Raw genomic sequence first — 15,832 nt, forward strand, 5'->3', positions numbered from 1 at the left:
TCCTTTGGCTGTTGGTTAAAGGTCGAGGACGAGTTTGGGGGTTTTGGACCGCGACACGCAGATCTGCATGACGGTATTCGAGGCTTTCTCGGCATCGGTCAGGATGACATCGCGGTGGTCTGGAATGCCGTCGATCACATCGCACTGGCAAATCCCGCAATCCCCGCGTTGGCAGTCGTAAAGCGGGTCGAGCCCGGCCTCTTCCAGCGCCTCGATAATGCTTTTATCGGCGGGCACGTGGATGATCTGGCCGGTATCGCTGATCTCGACGTCGAAGGCGGTGTTCTCGCTCTCGTCTGCATCGGTGGTGAACAGCTCGTAATGAATGCGAGCGTCATCCCATCCCAGGGCTGAGGCGCGGGTTTTCACGGCCTCTGTCATGCCAGCGGGCCCGCAAAAATAGACGTGAGACCCGGCAGGCGCGTCTTCAAGAATGGCCCTGATATTCATGGCACTGGGCTGGTCGTCATAGTGCAGATGCAGGGCATCCTTGCAGATGGCAGTCATCTCGGGAACGAAAGCCAGCGCGCCCTCTGTTCGGCCCGCAAAATGCACTTCGAAGGACCGTCCCGACGCAGCCAGATCGGCGGCCATGGACAGGATCGGGGTGATCCCGATGCCGCCGGCGATCAGCACCGCATGTTCGGCGTGATCACCAAGCGCGAACTGGTTGGCGGGCGGCGAGATCTTGATCGTGTCGCCAGGTTTCAGCGCATGCATGAATTTGGAGCCGCCGGTGCTTTTCTGTTCCAGAAGCACGCCCAGTGCCACCTGATCGGGGGCCAGATCGGGCAGGCGCAGCAGCGAATAGGCGCGGCTGCCGCCACCGGTCAGCTGCACCCGAAGATGCGCCCCGGCCTGCCAATCGCCAAAACCATCGCCCTGCGGTTTCAACAGAATCCGTTTGATAACAGGCGTTTCGGACGAAACAGCGGCAACTTCAGCGTGAACAATCGACATTGGCATCCCTGTAGAATCAAATCCCATGCGTTTGCATAATTTTATATATAAAATGTATGATGTCAATCAAGACGGGAAACGCCGGGCACGTGAGGTCGCAACCAGCTGTGCCAACTTGTTGCACCAGGATGCTCCAATCAGCACAGCGGATGGGAGCCACCGCTCTGCCCGGTCCCGTGTGCTAACATTCGGCAACGGAGTTCTATGAGCCGGGGCAGACAGATCGAACCTTGATCACCAGCGCGAAGTTTGTGTTGCAGCGACTGAGACAGAATTGTCAGTCCTTGGACTGCGACAGGATCCTCGCGATCTTGCGCTGTTCGGCCTCAACCTCTTCCTCGTCCCAATAGCCGATGACGACCCCCGCCACGAGATCCGGGTCGCTTTCCCTCAGCACCGGATCCATAGCCCTGTAGGCCTCATCGCTTTTGGTGATGCGCAGGCGGGTGTCGCGGTGCCACTTATCCAGCGCAGACCGGAGCCGCCTACGCACGTCTTCCTGCGCCACGTCCTCTCCCAGATCAATCAACTCATCGGGATCGGTCTGCAGATCAAATAGCATTGGCCGCATGCCCTGCACCTCGATCATCTTGAACCGGCCGTCAAAGACCATGGTCGCGCGGCAGTCCTGCACATCGCGCCCCAGTTTCAGCCGGGCGGGCAGATTGGAATAGTCGAGCTCTGAGAAGACATGGGTTCGCGTCCAGTCCGCATCGCTGTCGCGCAGCAACGGCATCAGGGACCGTCCTTCAAGGATATGCATGGCAGGGGTGCCGCCGGTATACTCCACGAAGGTTGGCGCCAGGTCGATCATCTCGACCAAAGCATCCGAAACACTACCGCGCGTTGCATCCGCCTCACTTGAAGGATCGACGACGATCAGGGGCACCTTCGCCGCCTGCTGGTAGAACATGTACTTCTCGCCCATCCAGTGATCGCCCAGATAGTCCCCGTGATCCGAGGTGAACACGATCATGGTGTTTTCCGTCAGCCCGCGTTCGTCCATGAAGGCAAAGAGCTGACCGAGCTGGTCGTCGATCTGCTTGATCAGCCCCATATAGGCCGGGATCACCTTTTCACGCACCTCGTCGCGGGAGAAATTCCTTGAATAGACCTCTTCTGTGATCGCCTTGAACAGGGGATGGGCGTTTTCCAGCTCTTGAGAGCTTCGCACGGCAGGCTTCACATCCTCGGGGCCGTACATGTCATGGTAGGGCGCCGGGACGATATAGGGCCAGTGGGGCTTGATATAGGACAGGTGCGCGCACCACGGTCGCCCATCCGCTTCTGCGGCCTCCATGAAGGCCATGGCGCGGCGGGTCATATAGGCGGTCTCTGAATGCTCTTCAGGAATGCGCGCAGGCTTGTCCGCATGGGTCAGCAGCCAGCCGCTCTGGTTGGTTCCGTCCGCCCCTTCAGCCGAGTTCGCCCAGAACTCCCACGGGTTTTCCGCCTGAAACCCGGCATGTCGCAGATAGGCGTTATAGGCGGGTTCTTTCTTGCGATAGCCCGTTGGGTGAACCCCGTCATCGCGGTCGAACGCCTCAAACCCACCTTCGGCAACGCGTGCCCCGATCTCGGATGCCGGATCAATCCCGAGCCGCTTCATTCCCTCCAGATCGGGCCGCATATGGGTTTTGCCGATCAGGACGCAGCGGGTTCCGGTTTCGCTCAGGTGATCGCCAAGCGTCGGCTCCCCTACCCTGAGCGGAACGGCATTTTGCGTTGACCCGTGAGAGCGCATATAGCGCCCGGTATAGGCCGACATCCGGGACGGGCCGCACACGGTCGCCTGCACATAGGCATTGTTGAATCGCACGCCGCGTTCGGCGAGGCGGTCGATATTGGGTGTGTGCAGGCGGTCATGACCATAACAGCTGAGGTAATCAAACCTCAGCTGGTCGCACATGATCCAGAGAATGTTTCGTTGTTTCGTCATTGGTCCGGCTCATGGCAAAGAAAGTGCCACCGGGCAGAACACCCGGTGGCAAGGATCTTAGTTGCCCTCGACCAGCGCGTCGATAACGGCAAGCGTCTGGATGTCGCTTTGGATCTGGGCCGCGGCCTCCTCGGCTGGCATCCAGTAGATGAGCGCCCCGGTGTTTTCCGCCAGTTCCAGTGCCGCGTCAGAACTCATCGCGCTGATGGCCACGGCCTCGATCATGTCGCGGATCTCGGCCGGGGTATCGCGGTGAACGAACAACCCGTTCCAGGTCGACAGGTCAAGTTCCGGCGCCAGTTCGCCCATGGTCGGTACATCCGGCATGATCGAGATCCGGTCATTCGTCGCCGTGGCAAGAATGTTCAGATCGTCGATGCACGGGAAAATCAGCTGTGCCGTGGTCGAGATGACATCCGCGTCGCCAGATGCAAGCGTATTGCAGTCCAGCGCATCGAAGCCGGCTTCGGAGGAGAATTCGAACCCAAGGTGCCGTGACATCGCAATCATATGGCGACGCGGAATGCTGCGCTCCCCGAAATGCCCGAAGAGAACGTCGTTATCCTGTGCGTATTCCGCCAGCTCTTCCATGGTGGAATAGGGCGCGTTGGCACTGGCTGCGACGACAAACGGGTAGGTCAGGAAGATCCCGATCGGTTCAAACGGATCGGGGGTGAGATCGGGGATGCCGATGGTCGGCCCGACAACGGGAACACCGATCACGAAAGAGCCGATCGTGTAGCCGTCAGCCGGGGCGTTGGCCACCGAGATCGCGCCGGGAAAGGGCCCGCCGCCGCCGCCGGGGCGGTTGATGACTGCCGCGGGAACGCCATAGGTGGCCTGGAATTCGTCAGCGATGATCCGCGTCAGCAGGTCTTCCAGATCGCCGGGCGGGAACGGAACGACAAACTCGACGGGCCGTTCGGGGTAATCCGCGATTGCTACGGTTCCCAGCATGCTCGTTCCGAGCGCAAGTGCTGTCAGTAGTTTTTTCATCATGGTTTCCTCTCTGCCGGTGGTGTGGCGTGCAGGTTTTGCGAGCTTTGCCATCCACTTTCTGTTCGTAGGACAGGCATAGCATATTTTATTTTATATGTAAATCGTTTCATTTGCATACATACTCATCTTTGCACTCAGAACCCTTCGGGAGCGACCGGCGCCTCCCCTTCCCGGCCCTTCAGCTCGCCGTCTGCCGCGCGCTGTACCCGCTGCCTGTGTTCCAGCAGGACGGCCCGGTAATGGTTGCCCACCACGAACAGGATCAGCAGGATCAGCACGACCGAGATTGGCCGGTTGAACCAGTCCAGCGGCTCATTGATCCGGGCAATCGCACTGCGCAGCTTCACTTCCATGATCGCGCCAAGAACGACCCCAAGGACGATCGGAACAATTGGCAGGTTCAGCCGCTTGAGGATCAACCCGAAGACACCGAACCCGGCGGCCAATGCGCAGTCCACAGCAGAATTGCGCAGGGAATAGACCCCCACGAAGCTGAGAACGAGGATCATCATGCCCAGGAACCGCGTCGGGATCTGCGTGATCTTCAGCAGCAGGTTGGTCGATGACAGCAGGAAGACAATCACGATCACGTTCAGCAGCAGCATCGCCATGTAAAGCGCCATGACGAAGTCCATCTCGTTCTGGAAGAGCTGTGGCCCCGGAATGACGTTGTGCACGTAGAACACCGACAGCATCATAGCCGTTAGGGCCTCCCCCGGAACACCAAGGGCCAGAAGCGGGATCATGGCCGCTGCAGGAACCGCGTTGTTGGCGCATTCCGATGCCACAAGCCCCTCGGGCGAGCCGTCACCGAAGGTTTCGGGAGTTTTGGAGGTTTTCTGGGCGTAAGTGTAGCTCAGGAACTGCGCGGTAAATTCACCCACGCCGGGAATGGTCCCCATCATTACCCCGAGACTGGAGGCAACACCCGCAACGCGCTTCAGCCCCAGAAGCTCGACAAAGCCCCCCCACAGGCTGCCCTCAACTCGGGCGGATTCCGGCTTGCGTTCCTTGTCCAGCAGCAACAGCAGCGCCTGGGAAATCGCAAACAGGCCAAGCACGATCACGATCAGGTTGATCCCGCTGGTCAGCCAGCCTTGCCCGAAAGTGAAACGATGCGTGTACCTGGCCGGTTCCAGCCCGATCGTGCTCAGGAATATCCCCAGAAACGCCATCATGCCCGCCGCCATGATCTGACCGCGATGCGCGAGGATCACCAGGATTATACCCAGAAGGGCCGCCAGAAAGATCTCGCGGCTGCCGAAATTCGGCGCAACCCATGCCAGCACCGGCGCAAAGAGGATCAGACAGATGATCGCGAAGACACCGCCGAAGAAACTGGCGGAATAGGCAAGGGACAGTGCCCGATGCGCCTGCCCCCGCTTGGTCATGGGGTAGCCGTCATATGTGGTCAGCGCATTGACCGGCGTGCCCGGTGTATTGAGCAGGATCGCAGGGATCGAACCGCCATACATCGCGCTGCCGTAAATCCCCAGAAGGACGGTCAGCCCGACAATCGGTTCAAACGCGAAGGTTGCGGGAAGAAGGATCGCAATGGCCACAGCGGCCCCCACACCGGGGATCGCACCGATGATCACGCCCCCGACCGATCCGATCAGCAGGGCCACAAGCACCTGCCAGGACATCAGGATTTGAATTCCACCTAGAATAGCTTCCATCGTTCAGGCCCTCACAGATAAACCATGGCAAATGTACGAATGCTGTCGGGCAGGTACTGATAGAATTGCCCGGGCGGGATTCTCACCTGCAGCCCGGTGCGGAACACCAGCACAACCGAAAGTCCGAACAGCACCGACATGATGATCGCCGTCCGGCTTCGATAGCCAAGCCGGACCGTCAGGAAGAGTGAGAAGAGGATGGTCGACAGCAGGTAGCCGACAATCGGAACGCTCCAGACATAGATCAGGAAATAGACCGCGTATTCGGCCGAGCGCAGCCAGAAGATGCCTTCCTTAAGGCGCCCGGGAATGCGCGGCGACACCATGGATCCGATCAGGTGGAGACCTGCGAAGAAGCTCATCCCGATCACGGCCACGGTGGGCCAGAACGCGGGTTGTGCGACGGTCGCGGTGTTGTCCAGCCACTGCGCTTGACTGCGCAGGTTGGCCAGCAGAAAAAGGCAGAACCCGAGGAAAAGAACCGCGAAGACCAGATCGCCGGGCCTGCGGTCTCTTTTAAAGAGTTCCTGAAAAGTCTTTAGTCTCGTCATGGTCCTTCTCCTCCCTTTTGGAGTTCCATGGGTCCGATCAGGCGTAAGCTCCTGAAAGTAACTGACCGCAATTCTTGACTTCGGCTCTCAGCCCCAGTGATTTCAGCATCTGGTGGGTCGTTGCGACGGAGGCGGACAGCACGGGGATGCCGCATTCGTCTTCGACCTTCTGAATGGCTGCGAGAGATGGCATCTGCACACAGGCTGACAGAACCAATGCGTCGATGTTCTTGCGATTCACACGTTTGTAGATGTCCAGCAGGTTCAGCGGATCCTGTGCCGCAACCTCCAGATTGTCGGGGATTTCGAGCGCGATGCTATCCGACACCTCTACGCCCTCGGCCTCGATATACTCGGCCACCATATTGGTCAGCGGCCGCATATAGGGGGTGATGATCGAGATCCGTTTTGCGCCCATCAGGTGGAGCCCGTCCACAAGCGCCCCGGCAGAGGAGACCACAGGCGCAGGGTGGCCATTGTCCACGGTCACCTGATGCAACCGCGCCTGGCTTTCGCGGTGATAGCCCTTGCCCATCGACATGATCGCGACAAGACAGGCATAGCCCATCACATCGACGGCCCCGTCGGACAGTTCAAGCGCACAGCGGTCGCTGTCGCAATCCATCGCCTTCAGCTCTTCCGCCGTGACCTTCTTCATCCGCATCCGGCTGGAGTGGAACGAAAACCGTTCGGGGAACTGAAACTCCCGCGCGCGCAGCATGGCGGGAATTTCGCGTTCCATGGTCAGGTTCGATGACGGAACGATCTGTCCGATCCGAATGGTCTTGTGCATGTTGTCCAGAGAAACGCTCATCTCAGCCCCCGATCTTCACAACCGGGTTGCGCAGAACCCCGATGCCCTCGACGCCGCATTCGATGACGTCGCCGGGCCACATCCATTCCTGCGGATCGCGGCCCGCGCCGACGCCCGCAGGGGTGCCGGTGGCGATGATGTCGCCCGGTTCCAGCGTGATGCCCGAGGAGATGTCGGCAATCAGGGTCGGAATATCGAAGAGCAAATGCCTGGTGTTTGACCGCTGCTTTTCCTCGCCGTTCTTGGTCAGCCACAGGTCCAGATTGTGAGGGTCTTCCACCTCATCCGCGGTCACAATGGCCGGGCCGAACGGGCAGAACGTGTCCTGACCTTTCGAGAAAATCCACTGCCCCGCACGGCGGTTGTCGCGGGCCGAGATGTCGTTGATCACTGAGTAACCAAAGACATGGCTCATCGCGCCCTCCTTGGCGATGCGGGTGGCGCGCTTGCCGATGATGACCGCCAGTTCGACCTCCCAGTCGAGTTGCTGGGTCATTTCGGCGTTGTGCTGGATGCCCTCGCCCGTGGCGATCACGCTGGTGGGCGGTTTGGAAAACACCACAGGCTCCTTCGGCAGGTCCTTGGACGTATCCAGCGACTTTGCGGATTCCGCCACATGTTCCACGTAGTTCAGCCCGATGCCGAAGATGTTCTTGCGCGGGCGTGGAATGGGGGCGAGTAGCCGCACATTCTCCTGCGGCACGGCCAAACCGGCCGGACGCGCGTCGGCGGTGGCGGCAAGCGCGCGCCGGACCGCCTGAAGCGCATCCGGGCCAAGGTCGATCAGCTCCAGCATCGTTGCGGGCAGCGCCTCTCCCACGGCATCGCCAAGCAGTTCCACGTCCACGATCTGGCCGTTTTCCACGACGCCAAGTCGGCCTTCACCGGCCGCACCGTCCCGATAGGTTACAAGTCTCATTTATCCGTTCCTTGTTTTCAGTCTGCGACGATCTGATGGCCGTCATTGTCCACGAGCGCCTGTTCGGCCCAGAAGCCGAGCTTCTCCATCACCGGGAAGTCGTTGAACGAGAACAGGCAGGCATCGTCGCGCTCCTGGGTGTTGCAGTGCTCGTGCCAGGTCCAGGGCGGGACGCAGAAGATGTCATGCTCAGACCAGTCGAAGCGCTTGCCGCCGATGACCGAATAGCCCTGCCCCTTGGCCACGTGGTAGATCACGTTGCCCGTATGGCGATGCGCCTTGGTATGCTGGGACGGGCGCAGCATCTGCATGCTGGCCCCCATGGTCAGCATCGGGTGGCCGCCGGTCTGAGGGTTGGTGTAGCGCAAGATCAGCCCGTCATAGGGCGAGCCATCGCTGACCTTCGCGTAGCGCAGCAGCGCCTCGTAGGTCGGTTCCCAGGAATATTTCAGCAGCGGCGAATAGGGCTTGTCCCACGTGTCTGTTTGCGGCAGCAGGCCGGGTCCGCCATAGGTTGCGGGGCTGCCATTCCACGGCAGGTCCGTGGTCTGGTAGTCATCCGCGTGAACCTCGTAGAAATTCGCCTCCAGGCAATTGGTCAGCGGAATATCCAGACCGTCCTGCCAGATGCAGGTGGTGCCGTCCTCGCGGATACCGTGTTCATGCCAGGTGCCATTCGGGGTCAGCACGAAATCGTTCGCACCAAGTTCCACCTTGTGACCATCGACGATGGTATAGGCGCCCGACCCTTCCATGATGAACCGCAGCGCCGAGGCCGCGTGCCGATGCGCCGGGGCCCGTTCGCCCGCTTTCATGGTCTGGATGCCGGAAAAGAGCCAGCCACAGGCGGCGCTGACATCCTTGCGCTGAGGATTGCGCAGATAGACGACCCGCCGTCCCGCATCCTCTGGCCGGACCAGATCAATGGCGCGCAACACCTGCTGGCGCAGATCGGCCCATTTCCAGTGGACGGGGGCCGATTTCGGCGTCGGCTCCCACGGTTCGATGTCGTTGGCGACGGTCCAGAGCGCCCCGGTCTCGATCCGCGCCAGGTCTTCGTAATAGGCCTCAAGCTCGGGCGTGTCGCGCACGCGGGCACGGCCAAGGATGTCGTCTTCGGGCCTGATTTCGGTCTGTGCCATAGGTAGCCTCCTTCGGATTATTCGGTGTCCGGGGCGGTGATTTCTGCCGCCTCGTCGGATTGCTGGGGAACGGTGGCGGTCTGCCCCGAGAGCGTGACCGGGGCCTGGGGCCGCTGGTTCACCGCCAGATTGAAGATGTCGAACCGGTTGTAGTGGCCGGTGATGTCGTGCATCTGCTTGGGCTGGATGCATTTCCCGAGGTCGATCTCGGCATAGACGATGCCCTCGTCGTCGATCAGGCCCGGTACCACCTCGCGCCCGTCGGGGCCGATGACCCCGGAATAGGCGCTGGATTTGCGTTGCAGCAGCTCGCGCGCATCGGGGCGGATGTCTTCCATCGCCGCGATGATCTCTTCCGACACGGTTGAAGTGGCGGTCACCGTAAAGACCTTGCCCTCAAAACTGTGCGACATGCTGCGCAGCTTGATGGCTTCGGCCATGTCGTAATCCTTGGGGGCGACGGGCAGCGAGATATAGCTGGCCGTGTGCACCAGTTCACCCTGTGCAAGCAGGCTGAACCGGGCCAGCGTGTTGGTATTCTCGCCACAGGCCAGACCGCCGAGCGGCCCGATTGTGGTGTCATAGACCCTAAGGCTCGATCCGTCCCCGCCCGCCCAGGTCAGTTTTTCGGCCCAGGTCGGCACCAGCTTTCGGTGCTTGCCGATCACCGAACCATCCGGCCCGATAAAGAGCAGCGTGTTGTAAAGCGCGCCCAGGGATACCGGGCTACGTTCATTGAACCCGATCACCACATGGCAGCCATTGGCCTTGGCAGCGTCGCGGATTACGCCGATTTCCGGCCCATCCGCAAAGACCGATGCACGCACCAGTCTCTCAAACCATGCCCCGCCGGTGACCGGGTCGGTGATCCAGTTCCAATAGGGGTAACCGGGAATGAACACCTCGGGGAAGACGACAAGCGACGCCCCGTTCGCGGCCGCCTCAGCAATCAGTCCGGCGGCTTTCTCGGCGGTTCTCAGCGCGTCCAGAAAGACCGGGCTTGCCTGCACAGCGGCGGCGGTGAATTTCAGAAAGTCCTTGCCAGGCAACATCGCTATTTCTCCTGTTCGTACCGGCGCAATGCCTTGATCAGCCCATCGACGATCTTGTCGGTTTCAGCTTCAGAGAGTGTCAGGGGCGGCGAGATGATGACGACCGGCCCGGCGGGGCGCACGATCACGCCCTCGTCACGCGCGAAGGTCGCCACTATTTCCCCCTGCCCTTTTCCGGGGTCGATGGGTTCACGCGTGTGCTTGTCGGCCACCAGATCAAGCCCGACCATCAGCCCCTTGCCGCGCACTTCACCCACAAGCGAGGACCAGTTCGGCACGTCGCTCAGCCCATCCAGCAACCGCTTGCCCATCCGGGCGGCATTGCCGGGCAGGTCTTCGTCCTCGACGATTTTCAGCGTGGCATTGGCGGCGGCGCAGCCCAGCGCGTGGCCGGTGGCCGTGTAGCCGTGCATGATGAAGCCCATCGGATCGATGCCCTTCTGCCAGGCTGCATAGATCCGCTTGTTGATCACCGTCGCGCCCAGCGGGATGTAGCCCGCCGTGATGCCCTTGGCGAAACACATGATGTCGGGTTTCACGCCCCAACCGCGTGCACCGAACATCGCGCCGGTGCGCCCGAACCCGGTCACCACCTCGTCCGAGATGAGGAGGATGCGGTGCGCGTCGAGTAGTGTTCGCAGGCGGGGCCAGAAGCTTGCGGGAGGAACAATAACGCCCCCGGCCCCCTGCACCGGCTCGGCAATGAAGGCTGCGATCGTATGCGCGCCCTGATGCCGGATCAGCCGGTCGATTTGTGTGATGATTGCCTCGGTCAGTTCTTCCGGGTCTTCGGAATAGGGGTTTCGATAGGTCCAGGGGCTGTCCACCTGATAGCAACCGGGCAACAGCGGTCCATAGGCGGAGCGATAAAGGCTGGACCCGTTGACCGAGGTGCCCCCGAACTGAATGCCGTGATAGCCCTGCTTGAGCGAGATGAAGCCGGTTCGCTCCGGCTCTCCCTCCAGCTTCCAGTATTGGCGGCTGAGCTTGAGCGCGGTTTCAACCGCGTCTGACCCGTTGGCAGAGAACAGGACCTTGCTCATGTCCTCCTCTGCCGTCATCTCGATGATCTTGGCAGACAGCTCGATGGAGGGGGGCGTCGCGGTTCCTGCGAAGCTGGAATAGTAGCTGATCTCCTCCATCTGGGCAGAAATCGCCGCTTTCACCTCGGGCCGGTTATGTCCGACGTTGACGTTCCACAGCCCGCCGACACCATCGACATAGGTGTTTCCGTCGATATCGGTGACGTAAGACCCCTCTCCCTTCACGATGATCCGCGGCGGGCGCTGTTCGATGATCAGGGGATGCACCATCGGGTGAAGCTGGTGACGCCCGTTGTGTTCGCGCAGGAAATTGTCATTGCGGTTCGGGTTCTCGTGTTTCGTGCTCATCGCCCTCACCTCACCGCAACGCAGACGGACTTCGTTTCGAGATACGCATCCAGCGCAGCACGACCGTGCTCGCGGCCAATGCCGGATTGCTTGTACCCGCCGAACGGCATGTTCGCGTCGGGCAGGTTGTGGGCATTCACCCAGACCGTGCCCGCCTGGATCTGCGGCACGTAGCGGTGCATCGTGTTCAGGTTCGTCGTCCAGATCGACGCGCCAAGCCCGTAGCGGGTGTCATTGGCCATGCGGATTGCGTCGTCGGGATCATCGAAGGGCGTGATCGTGAAGACCGGACCGAAAACCTCGTCCTGCATGATCTTCATGTCCTGCCGGACATCGGTGAAGATCTGCGGCGTCACGAAAAACCCGTCGCCCTGATAGGCATCGTTTCCCAGCAACGGGGTTGCGCCCTGGTCCAGACCGCTGGCGACACAGGCGTTCACATGGGCCTGATGCTTGGCCGAGACCATGGGGTTGATGGCATTCGCCGGGTCAAGCCCCGGTCCGATGGCCATACCGCCCACGGTCCGCGCCATGACCTCGCAAACCTGATCGTAGATCCCCCTTTGGGCATAGATCCGGGTCCCCGCACAGCAGGTCTGGCCAGAGTTGAACAGCACCCCGACACCGGCAGCCATGGCCAGCTGATCGAGGTCCATATCGTCGAACATGATCATCGGCGCCTTGCCACCCAGTTCCAGCGTGACCCGCTTCATGTCCTGCATGGCTTGAATACCGATGATCTTGCCCACCTCGGTCGAACCGGTGAAGGTCAGCTTGTTCACGCCGGGATGCGCGGTCAGCGCCGCGCCCGCCTCGGCCCCGGTGCCGGTCACGACATTGACGACGCCCGGCGGCAACCCCGCCTCAAGACACAGCTCGCCCAGCCGCAACGACGTGAGCGGCGTTTCCTCGGCGGGTTTCAGAACCACCGTGTTGCCGCAGGCCAGCGCCGGGGCAATCTTCCAGATCGCCATGTTCAGCGGGAAGTTCCACGGCGTGATCGCGCCAACGACGCCCACCGGCTCCTTGCGCGTATAGGCCTGGTATTTTGCGCCGGGCGGCACCGCGATGGATACGTCGATGGTGGAGCCTTCGATCTTGGTGGCCCATCCCGCCATGTACCGCAGGTAGTTGGAGGAATTGCCCACCTCGACCAACCGCGACAGCATCACCGATTTGCCGTTGTTCAGTGTTTCCAGCTGCGCCAGTTCCTCGCCATTGGCCTCGATCAGGTCCGCCAGCCGCAGCATGACGCGCTGACGTTCCACCGGGCGCATCCGGCCCCAGTCCCCGTTCAGCGCTTCACGAGCGCGCTGAACGGCCAGGTCGATCTCATGGGCACCACCGCGCGGCACTTCAGCGAGTTTCTTGCCGGTCGCCGGGTTGAAAGCATTGAGTGTCCGGCCATCCGCGGCCCCCGTCCGCTCAGCCCCCAAAAGCATCTTCGGCGGCGAATCGAGGTAGTCTGAGACCGCCGGGAGAATCTCCGAGACCAGACTATCGGGTCGGGCTACGTGCATGTTTTTCAACCTTTTTTTACTTCTCTTCCGCGTCAGGCAACAATCGCCATCGCGAAACGTCTTGACTTACTTTACATATAAAATTATCCATTTCCATATAATTTTTGGGAGACACAAATGGCCGAACGCTCATTTGCCAAGGAAGTGGAACATCTGAAGCTGGGGGACGGAGACGTCTTTCGCGGCGAGGGAATTCTCGCGATCACCAAGGCGCTTCTGCAGTCGGGCATATCCTATGTGGGCGGCTATCAGGGCTCGCCGATCTCGCATCTGATGGACGTGCTGGCCGATGCGAATGACATTCTCGATGATCTTGGCGTGAACTTCCAAAGCTCCGCGAACGAAGCGACAGCAGGCGCGATGCTGTCAGCCTCGGTCATGTATCCCCTTCGCGGGGCGGTGGCCTGGAAATCGACGGTAGGGACCAATGTCGCGTCCGACGCGCTGGCCAATCTCGCCTCGGGCGGGGTCAAGGGCGGCGCCATGGTCATCGTGGGTGAGGATTACGGCGAAGGCTCCTCCATCATGCAGGAACGCACCCACGCGTTCGCGATGAAATCCCAGATGTGGCTGCTCGATCCCCGGCCTGATCAGGAATGCATGGTCAATCTGATTGAAAAGGGGTTTGAGCTTTCTGAGGCTTCGAACACACCCGTTATGCTACAGGTTCGGGTCCGGTCCTGTCATATGACCGGACAGTTTGTTTGCAAGGACAACAAGCGGCCCGAGTTCACCCTTCAGGACGCCCTGAACAGCCCCAAGCGCGACCTTGACCGGATCGTTCTGCCCCCTGCGGCCTATGCCCATGAGGTCGAGAAGATCGAACACCGCCTGCCGGCGGCGATCGACTTCGTGAAACAGGCCGGGCTGAACGAACATTTCGGCCCGACGGGTGCGGACAAGACCGGAAAGACCGGGCTGATCGTGCAGGGCGGCATGTATAACAGCACCATCCGGGCGCTGCAGTTCCTGGGCCTTAGCGATGCCTATGGCGAGACAAAGCTGCCGATCTACGTGATGAATGTCTGCTATCCGACCATCACCAGCGAGATCGAGGCGTTTTGCGAGGGGCTGGACGCGGTGCTGGTCGTCGAAGAAGGGCAGCCAGAGTTCATTGAGCAATCCATCACCACGACCGTTGCGCGACTGCAAAGACAAACGCGCGTGCATGGCAAGAAATACCTGCCCATGGCGGGCGACTACACGGTCGCGGCGCTGACCAAGGGCATCGGTCAGTTTCTGGAGGATCACGAGGCGCAGCTTCTGGGCAATCGGGCACCTACGCCAGACCCCGTCCCGATCCTGCGCGATCCGAAGGTTGCGGCCTTGACAGAGGTTATTCCCCCTCGCCCGCCGGGCCTGTGCACAGGTTGCCCTGAACGCCCGATCTTCGCAGCCATGAAACTGGCCTTCGAAGAGTTGGGGGAACATCACGTTTCTGCCGATATCGGCTGTCACCTGTTCTCGATCCTGCCCCCCTTCAATATCGGCGCGACGACGATGGGCTACGGGCTTGGCGCTGCGTCCTCGGCCGCGTTCAACGTCAAGGGTGCCAAGCGGTCGATCTCGATCATGGGCGATGGTGGGTTCTGGCACAACGGGCTGACCAGCGGCATCGGTCATGCGGTCTTCAACAAGCATGACGGGGTCTTCCTGATCGTCGACAACTACTACTCCTCGGCCACTGGCGGGCAGGACATCCTGTCGTCCCGTGCAGTGAACAAGCGGCGGGTGACCAACAATTCGATTGTCGATGCGGTTCGGGGCGTGGGGGCCAAATGGGTCCGGCAGATCGACCGCACCTATGACGTGAACCGGATGCGCGACGTTCTGAAAGAGGCGCTGACCACCGATGCGGAAGGCCCCAAGATCATCGTCGCTTCGTCCGAATGCATGCTGAACAAGCAACGCCGGGTGAAGCCGCAAGTGGCAAAGGCGATGAAAGACGGCAAGCGGACGGTCAAGGAACGCTTCGGCGTCGATGAGGATGTCTGCACTGGCGATCACGCTTGCATCCGTCTGTCCGGCTGTCCCTCGCTGTCTGTCAAAGAACTAGACGACCCCCTGCGCGACGACCCGGTCGCCGCGATCGACAGCACCTGCGTGGCCTGCGGCAATTGCGGAGAAGTGGCGGATGCCGCCGTGCTGTGCCCGTCCTTCTACCGAGCCGAGGTCATCCACAATCCTGGCCCCTGGGATCGCTTCAAGGCCGGGCTGTCAACGCCCGTGATCAGGTTTCTTCAGAACCGCCGGGCGCGTCGGGCTGTTGATTTCGGGGGAATGGGCCAATGAAAGACGACACAGTGAAACTGCCCCTTGCGGCAGAGGCCGATGCGACCGAACGCCCGCTATCCATTGCCATCGTGGCCATGGGCGGACAGGGCGGCGGAGTGCTGACCGGCTGGATCGTCGATCTGGCTGAGCGGCAGGGCTGGATTGCGCAATCCACCTCCGTCCCCGGCGTAGCGCAGCGCACCGGGGCCACGATCTACTATGTCGAGATGATGAAGCCCGGCGAAGACGGGCGCAAACCGGTGCTGGCACAGATGCCGACGCCGGGCGATGTGGATGTGGTCATTGCTGCCGAATACATGGAGGCCGGACGCTCGATCCTGCGCGGGATCGTCACGCCCGAACGCACGACCCTCATCGCCTCCAACCACCGCGCCCTGTCGACCATCGAGAAGATGGCGCCGGGCGAAGGCATCGCAGACAGCGGCGCGGTGTCAGAGGCCATCGGCGTTGTCGCAAAGCGGCAGATCGTGTTCGACATGAACCGGCTGGCGGTCGAAAACGGGTCGGTGATTTCCTCGGCGCTGTTCGGAAGTCTAGCAGCCTCTCGCGCGCTGCCGTTTTCCGTGGAGGA

The 15,832-nt window shown here is 61.0% G+C and carries 13 protein-coding genes; 2 read left to right on the plus strand and 11 right to left on the minus strand.

Annotation, left to right across the window (positions count from 1 at the left end):
• Positions 1 to 15: 15 nt before the first annotated feature.
• From BKY26_RS19355 to BKY26_RS19405, 11 genes are all read right to left on the minus strand, one after another.
• Positions 16 to 960 (minus strand): PDR/VanB family oxidoreductase, encoded by a 945-nt coding sequence (locus BKY26_RS19355; protein ID WP_131541951.1) that lies wholly within the window; start codon positions 958 to 960, stop codon positions 16 to 18.
• Positions 961 to 1,237: 277 nt separating this feature from the next.
• Entirely contained in the window at positions 1,238 to 2,899 is a 1,662-nt protein-coding gene (locus BKY26_RS19360) for a sulfatase-like hydrolase/transferase (RefSeq protein ID WP_071692014.1), read from the minus strand.
• Positions 2,900 to 2,956: 57 nt separating this feature from the next.
• A complete protein-coding gene (locus BKY26_RS19365) occupies positions 2,957 to 3,895 on the minus strand; it encodes a tripartite tricarboxylate transporter substrate binding protein (protein ID WP_071692023.1) in 939 nt (312 codons plus the stop codon).
• Positions 3,896 to 4,032: 137 nt separating this feature from the next.
• Positions 4,033 to 5,577: a tripartite tricarboxylate transporter permease gene (locus BKY26_RS19370; protein WP_071692015.1), complete on the minus strand. Its 1,545-nt coding sequence runs from the start codon at positions 5,575 to 5,577 to the stop codon at positions 4,033 to 4,035.
• An 11-nt stretch (positions 5,578 to 5,588) separates the two neighbouring features.
• Positions 5,589 to 6,128 (minus strand): tripartite tricarboxylate transporter TctB family protein, encoded by a 540-nt coding sequence (locus BKY26_RS19375; RefSeq protein WP_071692016.1) that lies wholly within the window; start codon positions 6,126 to 6,128, stop codon positions 5,589 to 5,591.
• A gap of 37 nt (positions 6,129 to 6,165) precedes the next feature.
• Entirely contained in the window at positions 6,166 to 6,942 is a 777-nt protein-coding gene (locus BKY26_RS19380; RefSeq protein ID WP_281249848.1) for a maleate cis-trans isomerase family protein, read from the minus strand.
• 1 nt (position 6,943) lies between these two features.
• Positions 6,944 to 7,861, minus strand: coding sequence for a fumarylacetoacetate hydrolase family protein (locus tag BKY26_RS19385; protein ID WP_071692017.1), 918 nt, complete (start codon positions 7,859 to 7,861; stop codon positions 6,944 to 6,946).
• A gap of 17 nt (positions 7,862 to 7,878) precedes the next feature.
• Complete coding sequence (locus BKY26_RS19390; protein ID WP_071692018.1) at positions 7,879 to 9,003, minus strand: cupin domain-containing protein; 1,125 nt, start codon at positions 9,001 to 9,003, stop codon at positions 7,879 to 7,881.
• A 17-nt stretch (positions 9,004 to 9,020) separates the two neighbouring features.
• A complete protein-coding gene (locus BKY26_RS19395; protein ID WP_071692019.1) occupies positions 9,021 to 10,055 on the minus strand; it encodes a carbon-nitrogen hydrolase family protein in 1,035 nt (344 codons plus the stop codon).
• A gap of 2 nt (positions 10,056 to 10,057) precedes the next feature.
• Positions 10,058 to 11,446, minus strand: a complete 1,389-nt coding sequence (locus BKY26_RS19400) for an aspartate aminotransferase family protein (RefSeq protein WP_211268015.1) — start codon at positions 11,444 to 11,446, stop codon at positions 10,058 to 10,060.
• 5 nt (positions 11,447 to 11,451) lie between these two features.
• Positions 11,452 to 12,966 carry an aldehyde dehydrogenase family protein gene (locus BKY26_RS19405; RefSeq protein ID WP_071692020.1) on the minus strand — a complete coding sequence of 505 codons (1,515 nt, stop codon included), beginning with the start codon at positions 12,964 to 12,966 and terminating at the stop codon, positions 11,452 to 11,454.
• 117 nt (positions 12,967 to 13,083) lie between these two features.
• On the opposite strand from BKY26_RS19405, the gene BKY26_RS19410 reads away from it, so the two are divergent.
• Together BKY26_RS19410 and BKY26_RS19415 are read left to right on the plus strand one after the other, a co-directional pair.
• Complete coding sequence (locus BKY26_RS19410; protein ID WP_071692021.1) at positions 13,084 to 15,258, plus strand: thiamine pyrophosphate-dependent enzyme; 2,175 nt, start codon at positions 13,084 to 13,086, stop codon at positions 15,256 to 15,258.
• Positions 15,255 to 15,832 (plus strand): 2-oxoacid:acceptor oxidoreductase family protein (locus BKY26_RS19415; RefSeq protein ID WP_193600216.1); only part of this gene is annotated, 578 nt, incomplete at its 3' end. The genes BKY26_RS19410 and BKY26_RS19415, both read left to right, overlap by 4 nt.

Source organism: Nioella sediminis (assembly GCF_001879695.1).
Taxonomy (GTDB): Bacteria; Pseudomonadota; Alphaproteobacteria; order Rhodobacterales; family Rhodobacteraceae; genus Nioella; species Nioella sediminis.

Excerpts from the sequence above, each read along its gene's own strand:
- BKY26_RS19355 (WP_131541951.1), bottom strand. The coding sequence starts at position 960 with ATGTCGATTGTTCACGCTGAAGTTGCCGCTGTTTCGTCCGAAACGCCT.
- BKY26_RS19360 (WP_071692014.1), bottom strand. The coding sequence starts at position 2,899 with ATGACGAAACAACGAAACATTCTCTGGATCATGTGCGACCAGCTGAGG.
- BKY26_RS19365 (WP_071692023.1), bottom strand. The coding sequence starts at position 3,895 with ATGAAAAAACTACTGACAGCACTTGCGCTCGGAACGAGCATGCTGGGA.
- BKY26_RS19370 (WP_071692015.1), bottom strand. The coding sequence starts at position 5,577 with ATGGAAGCTATTCTAGGTGGAATTCAAATCCTGATGTCCTGGCAGGTG.
- BKY26_RS19375 (WP_071692016.1), bottom strand. The coding sequence starts at position 6,128 with ATGACGAGACTAAAGACTTTTCAGGAACTCTTTAAAAGAGACCGCAGG.
- BKY26_RS19380 (WP_281249848.1), bottom strand. The coding sequence starts at position 6,942 with ATGAGCGTTTCTCTGGACAACATGCACAAGACCATTCGGATCGGACAG.
- BKY26_RS19385 (WP_071692017.1), bottom strand. The coding sequence starts at position 7,861 with ATGAGACTTGTAACCTATCGGGACGGTGCGGCCGGTGAAGGCCGACTT.
- BKY26_RS19390 (WP_071692018.1), bottom strand. The coding sequence starts at position 9,003 with ATGGCACAGACCGAAATCAGGCCCGAAGACGACATCCTTGGCCGTGCC.
- BKY26_RS19395 (WP_071692019.1), bottom strand. The coding sequence starts at position 10,055 with ATGTTGCCTGGCAAGGACTTTCTGAAATTCACCGCCGCCGCTGTGCAG.
- BKY26_RS19400 (WP_211268015.1), bottom strand. The coding sequence starts at position 11,446 with ATGAGCACGAAACACGAGAACCCGAACCGCAATGACAATTTCCTGCGC.
- BKY26_RS19405 (WP_071692020.1), bottom strand. The coding sequence starts at position 12,966 with ATGCACGTAGCCCGACCCGATAGTCTGGTCTCGGAGATTCTCCCGGCG.
- BKY26_RS19410 (WP_071692021.1), top strand. The coding sequence starts at position 13,084 with ATGGCCGAACGCTCATTTGCCAAGGAAGTGGAACATCTGAAGCTGGGG.